The following is a 19,613-nucleotide window of genomic DNA, read 5'->3' as shown; positions in this document are numbered from 1 at the left end:
GCGCGGTGCTTCAGATCTAGAGGCCGGCTCCCCAGGGTGTCAGACACAAGAAACCGGTCCATGTCTGACACTATCGCGCACGCCCCAACCCACGCCTCGACCCCTTTCGGCCTTCCTCCCTCCCGGCCCCAGGCGCAGCCCCCAGCCTGCATCACTTAAGCAATCCTTAACTGTCGGTGGACGAGTTCTTGATTGTGCGGGCCGTCCGCGTAGCCCATCATAGGTTCACGCTGCCGGTCCGCCCGGAGCTCCCCGGAACTCGACATAAGGTGTCTGCAACCATGGCCGATCTGGAATCCCGTCTCGACAGGCAGTCCCCTGCCTACCAGCGCAACCGCGAACAGATGCTGGCGCTGCTGTCGGACCTGTCGCAACTGGAGCAGCGGGCGGTGGATCGCTCGGCGCGGGCCGCGCCGGCGTTCCGCAAGCGCGGCAAGCTGCTTCCGCGAGAGCGCCTGGAGGCCTTGGTCGATGCCGGCAGCCCGTTCCTGGAATTGATGAAGCTGGCGGGCTATTGCGGAATCGAGGATCCGGATCCCGCCACCAGCGTGCCGGGCGCGGCCATCATCGCGGGCGTGGGCCAGGTATGCGGTGTGCAATGCATGATCGTCATCAACGATGCCGGCATCAGCGCGGGCGCCATGCAGGCCATGACCGCCCAGAAGGTCATGCGCTGCCAGGAGATCGCGCTGGCCAACCGCCTGCCTTTCATCCAGCTGGTCGAGAGCGCCGGCGGAAATCTGAAGAAGTACCGCGCCGAACGCTTCGTCCATGGCGGCGGCATGTTCTACAACCTGGCCAGATTGTCGGCCGCCGGCATTCCGGTGATATCCCTGGTGCACGGCTCGTCGACGGCGGGCGGGGCCTATCTGCCCGGCCTCTCCGACTATGTCGTCATGGTGCGCAACCAGGCGCATGCCTTCCTGGCGGGTCCGGCGCTGTTGCAGGCCGCCACCGGGGAGACCGCAACGGAAGAGGAGCTGGGCGGGGCGGAGATGCACGCATCGGTGTCGGGCCTGGCCGATTACGTGGCCGAGAACGATCGCGAGGCCATCCTCCAGGTGCGCGACATCGTGAGCGCCTTCGGGTGGACGGGCAAAGAAGACGCCGGCGGCGGCGCGCCGCCTCGGCACGATATCCAGGACCTGCTAGGCATCATGCCGGCAGACTACCGGGTACCGGTGGACATGCGCGAAGTGATCGCGCGGCTGATAGACGGATCCGACTTCCATGAGTTCAAGCCCGGCTACGGAATAGCCACGGTTTGTGGCTATGGCGTCCTTCTGGGCACGCCGATAGGGCTGCTGAGCAACAACGGTCCGCTCGATACGGCCGGCTCCACCAAGGCTGCGCAGTTCATACAGCTGTGCTCCCAGCTGGGCAGGCCCATCGTGTTCCTGCAGAACATCACGGGGTTCGTGGTGGGGCGCGCGCACGAAGAGGCGGGCATGATCAAGCATGGCGCCAAGCTCATCCAGGCCTTGTCCAATGCCGGCGTGCCGCGCCTGACCGTGCTTTGCGGCGCCTCGTTCGGCGCGGGCAATTACGGCATGTGCGGACGCGCCTTCAAGCCGGATTTCCTGTTTTCCTGGCCGAATGCGAGAACCGCCGTGATGGGCGGCGAGCAGGCCGCCATGACCATGCGGCGCGTGGCCGAGAACAGCGCCAGGCGCGCCGGCGCGGAGCCGGACGCCGCCGCGCTGGATGCGGAAAGCCAGGAAATCATCCAGACATTCGACCTGCAGTCTTCCGCCGTGCATACCAGCAGCCTGCTGCTGGACGACGGCGTGATCGATCCGCGCGCTACCCGGGAGGTGCTGGGAGTGGCGTTGGCCGCGTGCACGCGGTCGGCAAAGCGCGACGTTCATCCGATCCAGTTCGGCGTCGCAAGATTCTAACGAGGAGATTCCATGTTTACCCACGAGCACATCGCGTTGCAGGACGGCGTACGCCAGTTGATCGAGAAAGAAATCAATCCTTATCTGGACCAATGGGAGGACGCGGAGATATTCCCCGCCCACGAAGTCTTCAAGAAACTCGGCAAGGCGGGCTACCTGGGCGTGAACAAGCCGGTTGAATTCGGCGGGATGGGCCTGGACTATTCCTACGAAATTGCGTTCTGCGAGGCGATCGGTTCGGTGCGCGCCGGCGGTGTCGGCATGGCGATCGCGGTGCAGACGGACATGGCCACGCCGGCGCTGGCGCGCTTTGGCAACGACTCGGTCCGCGAGCAGTTCCTGCGGCCTTCGATCGCCGGAGACTACGTGGCCTGCCTGGGCGTATCCGAAACCGGCGCGGGTTCCGACGTCGCCTCGCTGAAGACGACCGCCCGCAAGGACGGCGACGACTATGTGATCAGCGGCTCCAAGATGTGGATCACGAACGCCACGCAGGCCGACTGGATGTGCCTGCTGGCCAACACCAGCGACGGCAAGCCGCATCGGAACAAGTCGCTGATCTGCGTGCCGCTCAAGCAGGAGAACGGCAAGCCCGTGCCCGGCGTGACGATGAGCAAGATCAAGAAGGTGGGCATGTGGTCTTCCGACACCGCGCAGGTGTTCTTCGACGAGGTCCGGGTGCCGCAGCGCTACCGCATCGGCGAAGAGGGCATGGGCTTCACCTACCAGATGCGCCAATTCCAGGAAGAGCGCCTGAGCGGCGCCACCCGGCGCGTGACGGCCCTGAGCGATGTGATCAACGACACCATCGACTACACGCGCCAGCGCCAGGTTTTCGGCAAGCCGCTGCTGGACAACCAAGCCGTCCATTTCCGGCTGGCGGAGCTGAAGACGGAGGTCGAGATGCTGCGGTCCCTGGTCTACCGCGCGGCGGGCGTGCACATGGGCGGAGGCGACATGACCGAGCTGGCTTCGATGGCCAAGCTCAAGGCCGGGCGCCTGTGCCGCGAGGTCACCGACTCGTGCCTGCAGTACTGGGGCGGCATGGGATTCACCTGGGAGAACGCGGTTTCGCGCGCATGGCGCGACCTGCGCCTGATCTCCATCGGCGGCGGCGCCGATGAAATCATGCTCACGATCATTTGCAAGCACATGGGCATCCTGCCCTCGCGTGCGGTCTGACGCCGCAAGGACGGACATGATGAGATTCGATACCTTGCTCGTCGCCAACCGGGGGGAAATCGCGCTGCGGGTGATCCGGGCGGCGCGTGGCCTGGGCCTGCGCACGGTTGCGGTGTACTCGGACGCGGATGCGGAATCCCGTCATGTCCGGGAGGCAGACATGGCGGTGCATATCGGCGCCTCGCCGGCCCAGGCCAGCTACCGCAACGTGGAGGCCATCCTGCGCGCCTGCGCCCGGAGCGGTGCGCAGGCCGTGCACCCGGGCTACGGTTTTCTATCCGAGAACGCCGAGTTCGCCCGCGCCGTGGCGGACGCAGGCCTGACCTTCGTGGGGCCGTCCGCAGAGGTCATCGCCCTGATGGGCAACAAGGCGCGCGCCAAGGAGGCGCTGCAACGCGCCGATGTGCCCACGGTGCCCGGCGCGCAAGGGATCTCCGACGACAGGGAGCTGTCGGCGCGGGCGCGCGCCATCGGCTACCCGGTGTTGCTGAAGGCGGCCGCGGGCGGCGGAGGGCGCGGCATGCGGCTGGCGCACGACGATGCGGCGCTGGCGCAGGCGCTGCCGCTGGCCCGTTCCGAAGCGCTGGGAGCTTTCGGGTCGGACGAGCTGATCCTGGAGAAGGCCATCCTGGCGGCTCGCCATATCGAGATCCAGGTGCTGTGCGACGAACACGGCAATGTCCTGCACCTGGGGGAACGGGACTGCTCGCTGCAGCGGCGCTACCAGAAGCTGGTGGAAGAGAGCCCCTCACCCGCTGTGCCGCCTGAGCTGCGCGAGCGCATGGGCGCCGTCGCAAGGCGGGCCTGCCAGGCCATCGGTTATGTAGGAGCGGGCACGCTGGAATTCCTGCTGGACGAAAGCGGCGACTTCTACTTCATGGAAATGAACACGCGGCTGCAGGTCGAGCACGGCGTGACCGAACTGCTTACCGGCATCGACCTGGTGCAGTGGCAGCTGAAGGTGGCCCAGGGCGAGCCTCTGACCCTGCGGCAGGAGGACGTGCAGCGACGCGGCCACGCGATGGAGCTGCGCGTCTGCGCGGAAGATCCCGCCTCGGGCTTCGTGCCGCAGGTCGGCTCGGTGCTTCGGTGGGTGGAGCCTTCCGGGCTGCGCGTCGATACGGCGCTGGAAGACGGCCTGGAGATCACGCCGCACTATGACTCGATGCTGGCCAAGTACCTGGCGTGGGGCGAAACGCGGGAGGAGTGCATCCGCAAGCTGACGCGGGCCTGCGAAGACGGCGGCCTGCTGGGCGTGCGCTCCAACCTGCATTTCCTGGCGCGGGCGATCAACCATCCGGATTTTCTCGAAGGCGGTGTGACCACGAATTTCCTGGCAGGCCAGGACATGGCGTCCGGGCACTGGCGGGCGGAGCCTTCGGAGCATGCGGTAGCCGCGGCGGCGCTGGCGCTGGCCGGCTGGCCCGTGGCCGGCGGCGGCCTCGCCGCGGCCGGCGAAGTGGCGCTGGATGATGCGTCCGACGGGAAGCCGAAACTGCTGCGCCTCTCGCGGGAGGCGGACGGCTGCGTGCTGGTGCGCGCCTGGGAAGGGCACGTTGCCGAAGGAGACAGCGTGCAGATCCGGATCGACGCGATGCATCGCCACGAGGGCGACATGGTGTTGGTCGTGGACGGACTGCGGCGCAGCCTGCGCGTGGCCATGGCTGGGCTGGGCGAGGCCTGGGTGCAGGATGGCGCCAGCGCCTGGCGCTTCTTGCGGGCCACGCGTTTTGCCGGACGCGAGGATCAGCAGGCCGGGCAGGCGCGCCTGCTGCGGGCGCCGATGAGCGGAAGGGTGATCAGCGTCGACGTCCAGGACGGCGACAGCGTGACGGCGCAGCAGACCGTGCTGGTGCTGGAGTCCATGAAGATGGAAATGTCCATCGCCGCGGGCGCGGCGGGCATGGTGGCGAAGCTGGCCGTTGCCGCGGGAGACCAGGTAAGCACGGGGCAGGCATTGATGGAGGTGCAGCAATGAGCGGGAACCACAGCGAGACTCCGGCGCGCCGGACGAAAGGGCAGGTGCATGTCGGATGCGCCTCGGGATTCTGGGGAGATTCGCAGATCGCGATTCCGCAATTGCTCACGGCGGAAAAACTGGACTACATCGTTTTCGACTACCTGGCGGAAACGACTATGTCTATCTTGCAGCGGGCCCGCATGCGCAACCCGGAACTGGGTTACGCGACCGACTTCGTCAACGTGCTCCGTCCGCATCTGAAGACCTTGCTGGAACGCGGGGTGCGGCTGGTGTCCAACGCCGGCGGCCTGAACCCGCAGGCGTGCCGCGACGCCATACTCGCCTTCGCCCGCGAACAAGGCCTGGCGCCTCGCATCGCGGTCGTCACCGGCGACGACGTCGCCGAGCTGCAAGCCGAGTTCACCGATGCGCAGGGGCGCGGGCTGCCCGACCTGGACGGATTCGGCCCCTTGCTGTCGGCCAATGCGTATCTGGGCGCCTATCCCATCGTCCAGGCGCTGGCGCTGGACGCGGATATCGTGATCACGGGGCGCGCGGTGGACAGCGCCTGCGCGCTGGCCGTGGCGATACACGAGTTCGACTGGGCGTTTACGGATTACGACAAGCTGGCCCAGGCCAGCCTGGCCGGGCACCTGATCGAATGCGGTCCGCAGGCGACGGGCGGCTTGTTCACCGATTGGGAGACAGTGCCGGACTGGGCGAACATCGGCTATCCGATCGTGGCGCTGGACCCGGATGGCGGTTTCGATCTCACCAAGCCGCCGGGCACGGGCGGACTGGTGAGCCGCGCGACGGTGGCCGAGCAGCTGCTGTATGAAATCGGCGATCCCGCCGCCTACGAACTTCCCGACGTGGTCTGCGATCTGCGCCAGGTTTCCATCCGCGAAACAGGCCCGGACCGGGTGCGCGTGGAGGGCGCGCGCGGGCGGGCTCCTTCGACGCGATACAAGATCACCGCGACAGGGCATGGCGGCTACCAGATAGGCATCATGATGGCCATCCGCGGGCAGCGGGCGAGCGCGAAAGCGCTGCGCACCGCCGATGAACTGCTGCGGCGCACGCGCAAGCTGCTTGTCCTGAACGGACTGCCGGACTATGTCTCCACCGTCGTGGAGTTGCTGGGTGCCGAAGCCATGTACGGCGGCAACGCGCGCGAGAACGACAGCCGCGAGGTGATCCTTCGCATCGCCGCGGCCCACGCCGAGCGCAAGGGCCTGGAGTTCCTGCAGAAGGAGTCCGCGTCGGCGGGAACCTCGATGGGGCCAGGCACGCGCAGCCACTTCGGCGGCCGTGCCGACATCCAGGCCATCATCAAGACGGGATCGTTCTACATCGCCAAGCAGTGCGTGCCGGTCTGGCTCGACTGCGGGGATCTGCACGCCGAGGTGGCCGTTCCGGAAAACGGCGAGGACGGCGCCTACGTTCCCGCGGACGCCAGACAAATCCCTGCCCCGGCGGCGGCATCGGCTGGCACGCAGCGGGTGCCGCTTGCAAGGCTGGCCTACGCCCGTAGCGGCGACAAGGGCGACGATTCGAACATAGGCGTCATCGCGCGCTCCGAGGCCTACTGGCCCGTGCTGCTGCGCGAACTGACCGCCGAACGGGTGCGCGAGTACTTCAGCCATCTGGTGCAGGGCGAGGTGTCGCGTTTCGAGCTGCCCGGTACCGGGGCGGTCAATTTCGTGCTGCGGCGCGCGCTGGGCGGTGGCGGTTCGTCCAGCCTGCGCTCGGATCCCTTGGGCAAGTCGTACGCCCAGATGCTGCTGGACCTGGAAATTCCTTGTCCCGGCGAAATCCTGCGATAGCGGGAGTGTAAGGATGGGAGGAGACTACAAATGGAACAGACCCGCAGGGCATTCATTCAATTGGCCGGGGCCGGCGCGCTGCTGGCGGCTTGCGGCGGCGTCCGCGCGCAGGCGCTGGACAAGACGGTCCACATGACCGTGGCATACGGCGCGGGAGGGGCGACGGACACGATCATCCGCTACGTCGCGGACAAGATACGGGACAAGGTGGGCAGCCCGATCATCATCGAGAACCGGCCGGGCGCCGACGGCAATATCGCCGCCGAGTACGTGCTGCGGCAATCCGGCGACGGATACAACCTGCTGGTGTCGGGGCCGTCCACCCATGCGGCCAATGCCAGCATCTACAAGTCGCTGCCCTACGACCCCGAGCGCGACTTCACCCCGTTGACGACATTGGCGACCGCGCCGTATTTCCTGGTGGTCAATCCGCAACGCGTGAAGGCGGAAACCCTGCAGGCGTTCATTGCCTCAGCGCGGGCCTCGAAGGCCAGCCTGAGCTTCGCCAGCGCCAACGTGGGCGGGCGCATAGCTGGCGAACGCTTTCGCGCCATGTCGGGGATCAATGCGGTGAATATTCCGTACCGCGCCAGCACGCAGGCCATGACGGACCTGCTGGGCGGCCAGTACGACTTCTATTTTTGCGATGCCGTAACCGCGACTCCCCAGCTGCGCGCCGGAAAGATTCGGGCCCTGGCGGTGTCGACCGCCACGCGGGTGCCCGCCTTCCCGGATGTGCCCACCGTGGAGGAACTCGGCTACCCGGGCTTCGACGTGTCGTCATGGATCGCCATCTGGGCGGCTGCCACGACGCCGCCCGCGGTCTCGCAGCGCCTGGCCGCGTGGATCAACGGCGCGCTCGACAACCCGGACGGCCGCCGCTTCCTGACCGACCGCGCCTTGCTGCCGCAGCCCGGCTCGCCCGAGGACTTGCGCGCCATCCAGCAGCGCGACACGGTGGAGTGGGGCAAAGTGATCGTGGCCGCCGGCATGCAGCAGCATTAGCCACGGGCGCGCCGGGAAGCGCTCAGGAGGGGACGAACAGTTCGCTGAGCTTGCGGGCGCCGTCCGGGTTTTCGCCCGCGCGCATGTAGAGGTGGTAGCTGGCGGAGGGCAGCGAGGGCAGGCCCAGCTCTTCCCCCACCACCTTGAGGCCGGGAGTGAGCATCTCTATGGTGCGCGGGGTGATGCCCAGGCCGGCCCGCAAGGCGGCGCGCACGCCGGCCAGGGTAGGGGTCTGGAAGGCATTACGCCAGGGACGGTTCTCCTGCTCCAGGCGGTTCAGCGCCATGCGCCGGAAGACGCAGGGCGAGTCCACCAGCACCAAAGGCAACGGGAGGTTTTGCTGATGATGGAAATGCGTGCCAGAAATCCAGACCACGGGCGAAGTCCGGAACGTGATGCGGGGGAATTCGTCGAATTGCTCGAGCTCCAGCAGCAGGTCGATGTCGCCGCGGCGCAGGGCCGACGCCAGCCAGCGGCTGCGGTTGACCTGGATCTCGATGCGCATGCCCGGGTAGGTGCGCGCGCACAGCGCCAGGTAGTCGGGCAGGATCGTGTCCACGGCATCCGCGCATACGCCTATGCGCGTCGGCGCGTCGAAGACGCTCTTGTTCATCGCGCGGCAGGTTTCGTCATTGAGCGCAAGCATGCGCCGCGCGTACTCGCGCAGGCGCACGCCTTGTTCGGTAAGGCGCTTGTGCCGTCCCACGCGCACCAGCAGTTTGCAATCCAGCAGCCGCTCGAGCCGCTGCATCTGTTGCGAGACCGCGGCCTGGGTGCGGAACACCTGGTCGGCCGCGCCCGCGAAGTTCTCGCGGTCGGCCACCGCCAGGAAGGTCCTGAGCAAGCCTATGTCCAGATCGCGCACCGCCATGAGAGTTCCTTGTGTGCCAGCGTACGCAGACGATTATCCGGGGCCGCTGGCGTAGCGCACAAGCCCAGCCTTTCCCCAATTCCATGGAGACAACCGTGAATTCCGCTATCGATCCGAATCCCTTGCACAGGGTGTATGAAGGCCTGCGCGTGCTCGACCTGTCGCAAGGCATCGCGGGACCGTATTGCGCGCAGATCCTGGGCCAGATGGGCGCGCAGGTGACGAAGGTGGAACCCTTCCATGGCGACTGGGGGCGCAGCATGGGCGTGCCGCGCGGGGGATTCAGCGCCATTGCCCTGGCCTTCAACCGGGGCAAGCGCAGCCTGGCGCTGGATGCCCAGACCGGCGCGGGGCGGGACGTCCTGCACCGGCTGGCGGCGCGAGCCGACGTGGTGGTGCAGAGCTTCCGCCCCGGCGTGGCCGACCGGCTCGGCGTGGGCTATGCCGCGCTGCGCGAAATCAATCCCCGCCTGGTGTATGCCTCGATCTCGGGATTCGGCTTGTCGGGCCCTTATGTCGACCGGCCCGGCACCGATTCCGTCGTGCAGGCGTTGACGGGCCTGACCACCGCCAATTGCGATGGCGCGGGCCTGCCCCAGCGAGTGAAGCCGTTCGTCGGCGACCTGTCCTGCGGCGTATATACCGCCAATGCGATCGGAGGTGCGCTGTTCGCGCGCGAGCGCGGGCATTCGGGCACGCACATCGACGTCAGCCTGCTGGCCACCATGGCGGCATTGCAGAACAGCTCATTGATCGACCATGCCTTGCGCCGCGGGGAGCCCGCCACCAGCGTCACGTATCCGCAGGGAATCTTCAGCACGGCGGATGGGTATGTGCTGGTGTTCGCCATGAACAATGCGATGTTCGCGGCGATCTGCCGGGTGATCGGAAGGAACGACTGGCTGACGGATCCGCGCATGGATACGCCGCAGCACCGCATACAGGTGGGCGACGAGATCAACCAGGGGGTGGCGCAGGCCCTGCGTTCTCGCCCGACCGCGTACTGGACGAACTGCTTCCGCGAGAACGACATCCTGTATGGCGAAGTGAAGGACTACGACCAATTCCAGGAGGACGAGCAGGTGCGGCACCTGGGCCTGGTGCAGACGCTCAGCCAGCCCGGCCTGGGCGACGTGCCGTTCGTGGGTTTGCCGGGCGTGCCGGCCGCGGCCGGTGGCTCTGGCGAGCGCGTGCCCGCGGTGGGCGAGGATACGCAGGCGGTGCTCCGGGAGCTGGACTACACGCCGGCCGACATCGCCGCGCTGGCGCAGGAAGGGATTATTCAACTGGCGGCGGCCCCGGCCGCCGCGGTGCATTGAAGGAGCGGTAACCATGAACCTGGCGCAATCTAACGACGCGGCGGATGCGCCGCTGCTGACTCGGCGGGACGGCGCGGTCTTCCACGTGATCCTGAATCGGCCCGAGACGCGCAACCCGCTGGGTGCGGAGATGGTCGAGCATCTGGAAGACGCGCTCGACCGCGCCGAGGCCGACGCCGCCGTGAGGGTGCTGGCCGTCAGCGCGGTTGGGCCGGCGTTCAGCGCGGGCGGCAATCTGGGCAATATCGCGGGCCGGATCGCCGCACAGCCGGAGGCCGACGGCCAGGATCCGGTCGCCATGGGCAACCGGCGCTACGGGCGCTTCCTCGAGCGTTTCGCCGGCAGCTCCAAGATCACCGTGGTGCTGGCCCAAGGGGCTGCCATGGGCGGCGGTGCCGGCCTGGTGTGCGCCGCCGACCTTGCCGCCGGCGCGCGCGGCTCGCGTTTCGGCTTTCCCGAAGTGTCGATCGGGTTGGTGCCGGCGCAGATCCTGCCCTTCGTCGCTGCCCGCATCGGCCTGCAGGCCGCCAGGCGGTTGATGCTGACCGGTGAACGCATAGACGCCGACGCGGCGCGCGCCATCGGCCTGCTGGACTACGTGTTCGATGCCGGGCAGGGCTGGGAGGAAGGGGTCGCCGGCATGCTGCAGCGCTGCGCAGACGCCGCGCCGCGCGCTGCCGGACAGACCAAGAGCATGCTGCGCGCCTTGTTCGGCCAGCAGCGCTGGCACGAGGAAGAGTTGGGGGCCTATCTGGATTCGGCATCGCGCTCCTTCGCCCGCCAGCTGCGCACCGAGGCGATCGAGGGCGTCGCGGCAGCCAAGGCCAAGCGGCGGCCGGATTGGGACGCCGTTTCTTAGGGCCCAGCCGCGGCCGTCCGGCCGCCCGTGTCTGACACCCCCCTTCCGCCCGTGTCTGACACCCTTACGAGACGGTGGAACGAATCGAGCCGGCGCTCCCCGGGTGTCAGACACCCATTGCCCGGTTGCCGCAGTTCGGTTCGTGTCTGACACCCCCTGGGGTATCGATAAAGCTTGGGATATCAACTCCCCAGGGTGTCAGACACAAGATGCCCGGCCGCCGGTGTCTGACATCCCCCGCCCGCCCGTGTCTGACACCCTTACGAGACGGTGGAACGAATCGAGCCGGCGTTTCCCGGGTGTCAGACACCCATTGCCCGGTTGCCGCAGCTCGGTTCGTGTCTGACACCCTTACGAGACGACGGCACGAATCGGGCCGGCGCTCCCCGGGTGTCAGACACCCACTGCCCCGGTTGCCGCAGTTCGGTTCGTGTCTGACACCCTTACGAGACGGTGGCGCGAATCGAGCCGGCGTTTCCCGGGTGTCAGACACAAAGCAACGGAGAATTTTCCTGGTTTCTCTTTGTTACGCTCTTGCCTGCCCTGCGGTATGCTACTGACCGCTATTGATACGAGCGAGGAGAACACTACATGAAGCCTACCCCCCGCAGCGCCGTGCGCCGCGCCTTGCTGCAAGGCGCTGTTGCGCTGGCCGCGACCCTGCCTTTCGGCGCGCCTGCCTTGGCCCAAGCCACCGATTTCCCGACCAAGTCCCTGCGCTTCGTCGTTCCTTACCCGCCCGGCGGCCCGCTGGACACCATGGCCCGCATGTTGGCCGAGAAGGTGCGCGGCTCGCTGGGCCAGCCCGTCATCGTGGAAAACCGTTCGGGCGCGGGCGGCAACATCGGCGCCGACCTGGTGGCCAAGGCGCCGGCCGATGGCTACACGCTGGTGATGGGCGCGGTCGCGACCCACGCGATCAACCCCTGGCTCTTCGCCAATCTGCCCTACGACCCGGTGAAGGATTTCGCGCCGGTCACGATCGTGGCGTCGGTGCCCAACGTGCTGGTGATGAACGTCGAGTTCGCCCAGAAGAACAAGATCGAAAAGCTGTCCGACCTGATCGAGTACGCGAAGAAGAACCCCGGCAAGCTGAACTACGGCTCGGGCGGAAACGGCAGCGCGGGCCATTTGTCGGGCGAACTGCTGAAGGCGCGCGCCGACATCAAGGTCGAGCACATTCCTTACCAAGGCGCGGCGCCCGCTCAGCTGGCGTTGCTGTCGGGCCAATCGGACTTCATGTTCGACAACCTGGCGGCCTCGGCCCCCCTGATCAAGGACGGCAAGGTGAAGGCGCTGGCCGTTACCACCGCAAAGCGCTCCTCGCTGCTGGCCGATGTGCCGACGGTCGAGGAATCCGGGATCAAGGGCTTCGACCTGGGCACCTGGTTCGGCGTGTTCACCACGGGCGGCACGCCCGCGCCGGTGGTCGCCAAGCTGAACAAGGCCTATTCGGACGCGATGCAGCAACCCGACGTGAAGCAGCGCCTGCTGACGATGGGTTCGGAAGCGGCGCCGATGACGCCCGAGGCTTTCGCCGAGTTCGTCAAGGGCGAGAAGGCGAAGTACCAGGAAATCGTGAAGATTTCCGGCGCCAGCCTTAATTAAGCGGTTTGTTCGTTTCGCTGGCCCGGTGCACTCGGGCCAGCGATTGCGGCCCGGATCCTTTGCTCCGGGCTTTTCTTTTTCCATCCCGGCCTGGGCCGTTCTTGCCATTCGGCCTGCCTGACCGATTTTCCGCCTTTCCCGACTTATCAACGTGTTCGCGCCCATCCCCTGGGCAGGATGCCGGCCGCGTGCTCGCATGGCCCGGGCGGCCGCCTCGCAGGCAGGGCGAGTAGGGCAAAACCTCCAGTACAGGAGCATCACGGCGCTGGCCGGATTGTGGTTTAACCTCCTTTGACCGAAGGGGGCCGGCCATGATGAATTAAACGGGGCCGCCACCTTCCGCCGGGGAAGTCACGATCCGATAGCAAACCGGATCCAGGCAAAAAAAGTAAGTTGCTTCAAGCTGATTCCTATTGGCCGATGTTCAATCGTTGCGCCCGGACAGGAGCGTGGCTATGCATAAGCGACTTGCAAACGGGGGATATCCGAGTAGAAAGCCCGTGTGGCCTGCGTGCGCGCAGCCGCTGCGCATCTTGGCATGTATTTTTCTCTTCCTCGCGCTCTCTGCCGGCGCATTCTCCGCGGCCGTTTCGAAGCCGCCAGAGACGTTGCCCTTGCGCGAAGCGTGTGAAAACCCCTCGCAGCAAGCGCAACAAGCCCGTTGCCTGCTGGACGATGTGTACCGATTGGGGCAACTGGCTGCCCGTGATCCCTCCTATCGTGCCCAATACCAGAAGCGTGCCTTGCTGGTGCGCGGAACGATCGAAGCCATGCCGGAGGTTTCCGGAGCGCTAAAGCAGGAGGCCAACTTCGCCATCTTCACGGCGGGAACCACCGAGGAAGACGCCGAGGCCATCCTCGAAGGCGCCCGGGCCGCCGTTTGTGCGGCAGCCCAATTGAAGCAAGCCGAGGCGCCTTCCCGGACGCTTGAAGCGCGATGCACGTTAGTGCAGATGCTGGAGAGTTTCAGCCGTGAGGATTTTCAGGAGATGCAGCAACAATGGGCGGATTTTTCGGGGCGTTTTCCTCCGGCAGCAGGGACTGACGCCCAGGAGGATGAGCCTCCCGACGCCTTGGGAACGGTCGCCTCGGTCAGCGCCACTTACGCCACGGCTATCGCAGCGGATGAGCCGGCTAGGGCAGGCTCCATATTGCTGGACTCCATGATCCGCACGACGGCAGGAGGTCCACGCGCGGACTATATGGCGGCAACCTTCGTCGCGCTGGCCGCCGGCTACGCCCTGAATGCCGAAGAAATCGGCTCCGTCCCGTTATGGGGCATGGAACCCGCGATCGCGCAGGTGCTTTGGATCGTGGATCTGCATTTCAGCGAGGAAAGCGCGGTTGCCCGGGATTTGGCAGGGTCGCTGGCCGGCTTCTACGGCAGAAGCGCAATGCCCCTGTATCGGCTGCCTTTGCCGATACGGGAGTCGGCACGTCGCAAAGGCGCGCGTCTGGCGGCGCGTCTGTACCAGGACGCCTTGAGCGAATCAGATATCCAGGCGCGTAATGATCAGCTCAAGGAAATCGTCACCTTGTTCAGTAACCTGGAATTGCCCGAGCAGGCGCTCGAGGCCGCAGCCTATCTGCATGTGGAGTCGCTTGGGGAGAAGGTCTCGGTAGAAGGCGCGCTGGGAGACGTCGAAGTCCTTGTCGTCCTGGACAGTGTGCCTGGCGGCAAGGCGCAAGCGCAGAACGTAGCGCGCCGCCTCGTGCCGGTCTTGAAGGATTTGCCGGACGACACTCCTGGCCTGCCTCATGCCTTGCTGAAGGTAGTGGATGTCCTGACGCTGGCCCCTGCCGCGGACACGGCCTGCGGGCGACGCCAGGAATACGCCGACCTGCGCGCAATGAACGAACGAGGCAGGAAGCTCAGCGAAACTTCTGGCGCAAGCGATGGGGTCCTGCCCGCGCACTTCGAGTTGCAGGCCGACATTCTGAAAATAGGAATTCGCGCGGAAGACGCGCTGGAAGAATGCAGCGTGTCGATGGCGATTCCTACGGAAGAAGAGGATTTGCGCAGGAAAGTGGATCAGTTGCTGGAGACTGGCAGGAACAGCGCGGATGGGATTTCTCCGAAAGCCGCCGGCCTGTTGATAATGGCCATCGACCAACGCTTGGACGCCCTGCGGGACGCCAGCGAAGTCGAACGGTCCGAGACGCCCGCGTTGCTTGAACTGGCTCAACGGCTGTTCGAGGGCACCGCCGCCCGGGTCAAGGAAAAGGGCGAGGAAACCAGCGAGGATTGGGCCGACGTTGTGGCGGAAATGGCGATGCTTCGGCGGAATGCGGGAGACGTGAGCGGAGCGCTTGGTTTGATCAACGGCACGAGATCCGCGCTTCCGGACACCCCCGAGGCACAGGCGGCGATGGCAGTTCTGCTGCGGATGTATCCACGTTTGTTGCGCCGCGAGGAAGGAACACTTGTTTTGGATCAGCGTTCTGCGCGGGCGCTGGTGATCGCGATGGCGGAACTTGGCGAAACCGAAATCGCGGTCGCTGGGCTCGATCAATTGGAAGGGTATCAAAAGCGCAGCGGCCAGGAAGCCCTGCTGAAAGCCCTGGTGGAGCGTGATCCCGATAAGATCGGCAAGGCATGGCTTTCCACCTTGCCGGACGACCTATATCAAGACTGGCAATACCGGCGTTGGCGCTTTGAAGCGTCCCGGCTTCAGCCCGATCGGGTCTCCAGCTGGTTGATGGAAGATGCGGCGCGCGAGCGCAGATGGCATGGGATCCTATCTCTGGAAAGGTATGGGCGATACGGCGAAATCGCGGAGCTTCTGGAGGATTGGGATGATCCGGAGTTGCGGGAAAGAGGGGCATTGCTGCTCCTGGAGGCAAAGCAGCAGGACCGCGCGCGCAAATTGGCGCAACGCCTGGCCCCGGCGCAACTGACGAGGTTCTTCGTTCATTCGGCAAAAGAAGAGCCGGCGCGCGCGGCGGAGTGGCTGACGCAAGCCGTGGACTCCCTGCTCGAAGTCAGCGACTCGTACAGGCGCATGGACCTGGCCGGCGACATACTCTGTGCGGCGGCGCCGGCCACGCCGCTCGCGGGCCGGGCGCTCCTGACTTCGGAGCAGATCATATTCCTGCGGCACCAGGGGCAGGGAATCTCCGTGAGAGATGGACTGAGACAGTCTTTTGCATCCTGCTTGTTTGTTTTCGGAGACACCGCTGGTGCGCAATCCATCATCACGCAGATCAGCAAACCCGAGGCCAGGGCGGATGCCTACCTCTACATTTCAGGAAAATTCCGGGAACGAGGAAATCAGCCGGCGGCGTTGCAAGCCCTGAAGTCGGGCAAGGAGGAGTTGAAGCCGCTTCAAGGGTTTACGTTCAGATTCGGCATGCAGCGGCTCTACCGCCGTTGGGTGCTGGCCGGAGGGGTGGACGACGCATACGCAGATGCGAAAGCGAGCTTTCCATTTGATCCGAAAGGGAGTGGCGCGGCTAATGCCGCAAATCGGGACGCCTTCGAGTCGGCCTTGGAGGGGCTGCTCGAAGGTGTGCTGGAAACGGAGGGCGTTCCGGTTGCGGCAGAGCTGCTGACGGAAGTCCGCGGCATGCTCGGCTCACAGACAGTCCGTGCGTTGGCGATCAGGACGATCGTCGATGTTTCCCGCCAAAGGGGGCCAGGCCACTCTGTATCTCCTCTGATTCCTTTGGTGGAAAACGGCGGATTCGAGGCTCTGCAAGACTCCAATCTCCGGGACTACGTGCTTGCGCTGGGTGGGTTGGGGGACGCCGAGCGCGCCACGGGCCTTGCTGGAAAAATCACTGAAAGGCGGCACAGGGCGGAGCTGCAGGCGGAACTGGCTGCGCGTTTGAACGAGGCCGGACTGGCCGCGCCGGAGGTCGAATCGCTCGCGCGTGCGGCGTTGCGGTGCGCGATGGAAATCGATGTCGGTTCCGTCCGGTTGAAAGTGCTTGCCACGGTGGCGGAGCAGACGGCGAAGGCCGGCGTGGACGAGGTTGCGCGCAGCGCCATCGAAGGAATGGTGTCGGCGCGCTTGTTGAACGCGTCGGCAAATGAAACCATTGCCGAGGCATTCTCGGCATTGCGTCAGTTGGCGCCCCAAGCCGGGAGCCATCGTGCGCGGATCCAGGTATTGCGTGCGCTCAAGACCTACGGCCAGCACTACAAAACCAGGAGCGACGATAGGGCGGTTCAGCTCGTATTGGATACCGTAGGCGGCTACGACAGATACTCGCGGTTAGCCGAAGACATAAGTGAGATCCGAGAAGAACTGCTGCGCGAGGGATCTCCGCTAACCGCCGCGTACTACCAGGAAAGCTTGCGCTTCTGGCAAGACATGGCGCGCGGTAATCCTGGCGAAGTACTGTGGAGCATCAGGCGGACGTCGGTCCATGACTTTCTTCCCGACGCCCTGGACGCGGGCATAGACTTCTTTGAGTTCGGGCTGGATCTGAGCCGGAAGGAATTGCGCAAGGCCGTCGTGGATCCTTCGCCCGCGGCAGCCGGCGATCCCGGGGGGCTTTCACTGGTCGATCAACGCATCGCCGACAAGTTGCTCATTCTTCTGGCGGAGAAGAATCGGCGGCAGGGAGAAGAAGATTCCCAGGCGGCGGTGCGCGCGCTGGAGGTCATTACCAAGGCGCAACGCAGCCCGGCGGCGGCTGCCCTCCTCAAGGCGGCGACAGCGTCCGCATCCGCGGACGGCGAGGCTGGGTTGCGCAGCGAGATGGCGGCGCGGGAATGGCGGGGCGCACGCGGAGAGTTGCTTGATCTGCTCGGACAATCGGAAAAATCCAAGGCGCAACTGGCGAGCGAGCTCTCGAAACTGAGCGAGGCGCGCATGCGGTTCGAGGCCGACAAGGGAGCGGCCGCGGAGCGGGCCAGGCGCTACCTGGAAATCATGCAGGCGGCGCAAGATGGCGTGCGGAAAATTCCCGAACTGCTGGGGGAAGATGAAGCGCTGATGGTATATCGCTTGAACTCCAGCGTGGCGCTGCTCAGCGTTACCACCCGGGAGGGGATGCAGCTGTTCGATCTTGCCGGGAAGCGTCGGGAGGGCGCACGCGAGGTAAGAACCGCGTCCGCGCAAATCAGCGCATCGTTGCGAGCGGGCGAGGCGCTGCGAGTCCATGAAAAGAGCGCCTTGCCGGGCGCCATTCCCAAGCAGGCGATCTTCGACTTTTCCGCGGCGCACCGCCTTTATGAGATGGTGGTCGCTCCGGCCAAATCGCAGATCATGGCCAAGCGGCATTGGATGGTGATTCCGGACAGCGAACTTGCCGGCGTGCCTTTTCAGATGCTGTTGAGCGACGAATTGCCTGCATCGCCCGACGTTTCGCAGATCCAGGCGGGATCCTGGCTGGTCAAGAGCCACTCGATCACGATAGTGCCGTCCGTCGCCGCGCTGCTAACGGGGGCCGGGCCCAGGCCTTCGGGGCAATTACCGTTGCTCGGCATTGGCGATCCTGTTATCGGCGGCTGGGCCCCCCACGGCTGTAACGGTCCGTTGGCGGTCGCGGATGAGTCACAAGCCGCCGTCGACGTCGCGGCCACGGCTTCGTTTGACGCGGCGCTTCCCGATACGGCATGCCTATTGCAGGAACTGGCCAAAGAGGTGGAGGCAGGGCCGGACGATCTTTATATGAACCGCCGCGCCGTAGAGGCCGCGATCAAGCAACTTTCCGCCAGCGAAAGATTGGCGGCGTACCGCCGGATCGTTTTTGCGACGCACGGCTTGACGGGCGGGCAGCCGGGCTATTCGGAAGCAGGCCTGGTACTGACTCCCCCCAAAGAGAAAACGTCCGACGATGACGGCTATCTGTCCGCCAGCGAAGTCATGGCGCTTCGTCTCAATGCGGACCTGGTTGTGTTGTCCGCCTGCGATTCGGCGGGCGGATACCGGGACGGCGACACTGGCGGCCAGGCTTTGGGAGAAGCGGATTCGGGGCGGGGCAGCGAGGTGTTCGAGGGCCTGGCTAGCGCTTTCCTCTATGCCGGGGCACGGCACCTCTACGTCAGCCATTGGCGCATAGAGGCGCCTGCGGCATCCCGGTTGATCTCCATCGCATTTCGAGCGTTGGGCACTGGCGGCGGCAGCCGTGAGTACGCGCTGGCGCTGCAGCAGGCTCAGCTGAGCCTGCTGCGGGAAGCACGCACACTAGGCGAGGCCAGCCCGTTCTACTGGGCCCCCATTTCGTCGGTAGGTTATTGAAATCCAGCTGGGACGAGTGCCGACTTCATGTGCAAAAGCAAGGAGAATGACCATGCATCGAAGAGCTGTGCTAGGGGGAGGGATGGGGGCGCTGGCCATTGCCGTGGGAGGATGGCGTCCGGCCATGGCCAGCCCGCCGGGAGTTGGCATCGAGGAGCCGGTATTGTTTCCAGAAGGAAAGCCGGTCCCCACGGTCGAGCAGATATTGGCCAGCTTGCCCAGGTTCCAGGGGGGGCACCCCGCCTACGCGAAGGAGATCGAGAAGGGCCGAAGGATCATGGAGGGCTGCGCGCGCGATGTTGCGCCCATGGCTGTCGCCCAGTACTTCGCGACCTTGTGCGGGGGAGCGCTCAACGAGGAATACGGAGACGATGCGCATCTGTATGCGCAGGAATGGCCGGTGCGCGCCAATCCCGTGATCGTGGATTTTTTCAATGCCACGAGCACCAGGGTGCCGAATGGGGACGTGACGCCTTGGTGCGCGGCATTCGTGAACTGGTGCCTGTGGCGCAGCGGGGCCGTGGACGGCACCAATAGCGCCGCGTCCTCCTCGTTTCGAAGCTGGAAGCTAGCCACGACAGAGCCTCGGCCGGGAGATATCGTGGTCTTCCAGCACAAGCATGACGCCTGGAAGGGCCACGTGGGCTTCTTCATCAGCCGGACGGCAGGTGGAACCTATGTGCTGGGCGGCAACCAGATGCCATTGCGGCGCGATCTTCCCCCAGGCACCTACGAGGCAAGAAACACCGGGGAAGTGAATGTCAAGCTTCTGCCGGATAACGGGAAGGACCTGAAACTGCATTCCTTTCGTACCGTCGACGGCTTGCGGGGCGGCTGAGCGAGCGCGGGAAGGCTGCATCGAGCATCGCGGTCGCAGCCTCTGCGACCATCTCC

At 65.6% G+C, this 19,613-nt stretch carries 11 protein-coding genes; 10 read left to right on the top strand and 1 reads right to left on the bottom strand.

The annotated features are described in order from the left end of the window. Window positions 1–281 precede the first annotated feature (281 nt). The 5 genes from JL37_RS21630 to JL37_RS21610 are packed head-to-tail and all read left to right on the top strand — an operon-like array spanning window position 282 to window position 7,871. Complete coding sequence (locus JL37_RS21630; RefSeq protein WP_043546645.1) at window positions 282–1,898, top strand: acyl-CoA carboxylase subunit beta; 1,617 nt, start codon at window positions 282–284, stop codon at window positions 1,896–1,898. Between the two features lie 12 nt (window positions 1,899–1,910). After that, on the top strand, window positions 1,911–3,080 hold the full coding sequence (locus tag JL37_RS21625; protein WP_043546644.1) for an acyl-CoA dehydrogenase family protein: 1,170 nt from the start codon (window positions 1,911–1,913) through the stop codon (window positions 3,078–3,080). A gap of 19 nt (window positions 3,081–3,099) precedes the next feature. Next, entirely contained in the window at window positions 3,100–5,058 is a 1,959-nt protein-coding gene (locus tag JL37_RS21620) for a biotin carboxylase N-terminal domain-containing protein (RefSeq protein WP_052097503.1), read from the top strand. Then, entirely contained in the window at window positions 5,055–6,866 is a 1,812-nt protein-coding gene (locus tag JL37_RS21615; RefSeq protein WP_052097501.1) for an acyclic terpene utilization AtuA family protein, read from the top strand. Before JL37_RS21620 ends, JL37_RS21615 begins: the two co-directional genes overlap by 4 nt. Before the next feature lie 30 nt (window positions 6,867–6,896). Continuing rightward, window positions 6,897–7,871 carry a tripartite tricarboxylate transporter substrate binding protein gene (locus JL37_RS21610; protein ID WP_043546642.1) on the top strand — a complete coding sequence of 325 codons (975 nt, stop codon included), beginning with the start codon at window positions 6,897–6,899 and terminating at the stop codon, window positions 7,869–7,871. Window positions 7,872–7,893: 22 nt separating this feature from the next. Here JL37_RS21610 and JL37_RS21605 read toward each other — a convergent pair whose 3' ends face one another. Beyond that, entirely contained in the window at window positions 7,894–8,742 is an 849-nt protein-coding gene (locus JL37_RS21605) for a LysR family transcriptional regulator (RefSeq protein WP_081955146.1), read from the bottom strand. Between the two features lie 95 nt (window positions 8,743–8,837). Here JL37_RS21605 and JL37_RS21600 point away from each other — a divergent pair, with 95 nt between their 5' ends. The 5 genes from JL37_RS21600 to JL37_RS29805 all read left to right on the top strand — a co-directional run bounded on the left by JL37_RS21600 (window position 8,838) and on the right by JL37_RS29805 (window position 19,557). Continuing rightward, entirely contained in the window at window positions 8,838–10,061 is a 1,224-nt protein-coding gene (locus JL37_RS21600; RefSeq protein ID WP_052097499.1) for a CaiB/BaiF CoA-transferase family protein, read from the top strand. Between the two features lie 13 nt (window positions 10,062–10,074). Then, window positions 10,075–10,920 carry an enoyl-CoA hydratase/isomerase family protein gene (locus tag JL37_RS21595; protein ID WP_043546641.1) on the top strand — a complete coding sequence of 282 codons (846 nt, stop codon included), beginning with the start codon at window positions 10,075–10,077 and terminating at the stop codon, window positions 10,918–10,920. 591 nt (window positions 10,921–11,511) lie between these two features. Next, entirely contained in the window at window positions 11,512–12,528 is a 1,017-nt protein-coding gene (locus tag JL37_RS21590; RefSeq protein WP_043546640.1) for a tripartite tricarboxylate transporter substrate binding protein, read from the top strand. Between the two features lie 455 nt (window positions 12,529–12,983). Further along, window positions 12,984–18,719 carry a CHAT domain-containing protein gene (locus JL37_RS21585; protein ID WP_081955145.1) on the top strand — a complete coding sequence of 1,912 codons (5,736 nt, stop codon included), beginning with the start codon at window positions 12,984–12,986 and terminating at the stop codon, window positions 18,717–18,719. A 52-nt stretch (window positions 18,720–18,771) separates the two neighbouring features. Beyond that, the gene (locus JL37_RS29805) at window positions 18,772–19,557 is read left to right on the top strand and encodes a TIGR02594 family protein (RefSeq protein WP_197064642.1); all 786 of its coding nucleotides are present in this window, start codon (window positions 18,772–18,774) and stop codon (window positions 19,555–19,557) included. The last annotated feature ends 56 nt before the right edge of the window (window positions 19,558–19,613 follow it).

Origin of the sequence: Achromobacter sp. RTa (genome assembly GCF_000757485.1) — a bacterium.
Classification (GTDB): domain Bacteria; phylum Pseudomonadota; class Gammaproteobacteria; order Burkholderiales; family Burkholderiaceae_B; genus Achromobacter.
Note: the sequence above shows the minus strand (reverse complement) of the source record. Positions and strands in the feature narration are given on the sequence as shown.

Excerpts from the sequence above, each read along its gene's own strand:
- JL37_RS21595 (WP_043546641.1), top strand. The coding sequence starts at position 10,075 with ATGAACCTGGCGCAATCTAACGACGCGGCGGATGCGCCGCTGCTGACT.
- JL37_RS21615 (WP_052097501.1), top strand. The coding sequence starts at position 5,055 with ATGAGCGGGAACCACAGCGAGACTCCGGCGCGCCGGACGAAAGGGCAG.
- JL37_RS21610 (WP_043546642.1), top strand. The coding sequence starts at position 6,897 with ATGGAACAGACCCGCAGGGCATTCATTCAATTGGCCGGGGCCGGCGCG.
- JL37_RS21630 (WP_043546645.1), top strand. The coding sequence starts at position 282 with ATGGCCGATCTGGAATCCCGTCTCGACAGGCAGTCCCCTGCCTACCAG.
- JL37_RS21620 (WP_052097503.1), top strand. The coding sequence starts at position 3,100 with ATGAGATTCGATACCTTGCTCGTCGCCAACCGGGGGGAAATCGCGCTG.
- JL37_RS29805 (WP_197064642.1), top strand. The coding sequence starts at position 18,772 with ATGCATCGAAGAGCTGTGCTAGGGGGAGGGATGGGGGCGCTGGCCATT.
- JL37_RS21605 (WP_081955146.1), bottom strand. The coding sequence starts at position 8,742 with ATGGCGGTGCGCGATCTGGACATAGGCTTGCTCAGGACCTTCCTGGCG.
- JL37_RS21625 (WP_043546644.1), top strand. The coding sequence starts at position 1,911 with ATGTTTACCCACGAGCACATCGCGTTGCAGGACGGCGTACGCCAGTTG.
- JL37_RS21590 (WP_043546640.1), top strand. The coding sequence starts at position 11,512 with ATGAAGCCTACCCCCCGCAGCGCCGTGCGCCGCGCCTTGCTGCAAGGC.
- JL37_RS21585 (WP_081955145.1), top strand. The coding sequence starts at position 12,984 with ATGCATAAGCGACTTGCAAACGGGGGATATCCGAGTAGAAAGCCCGTG.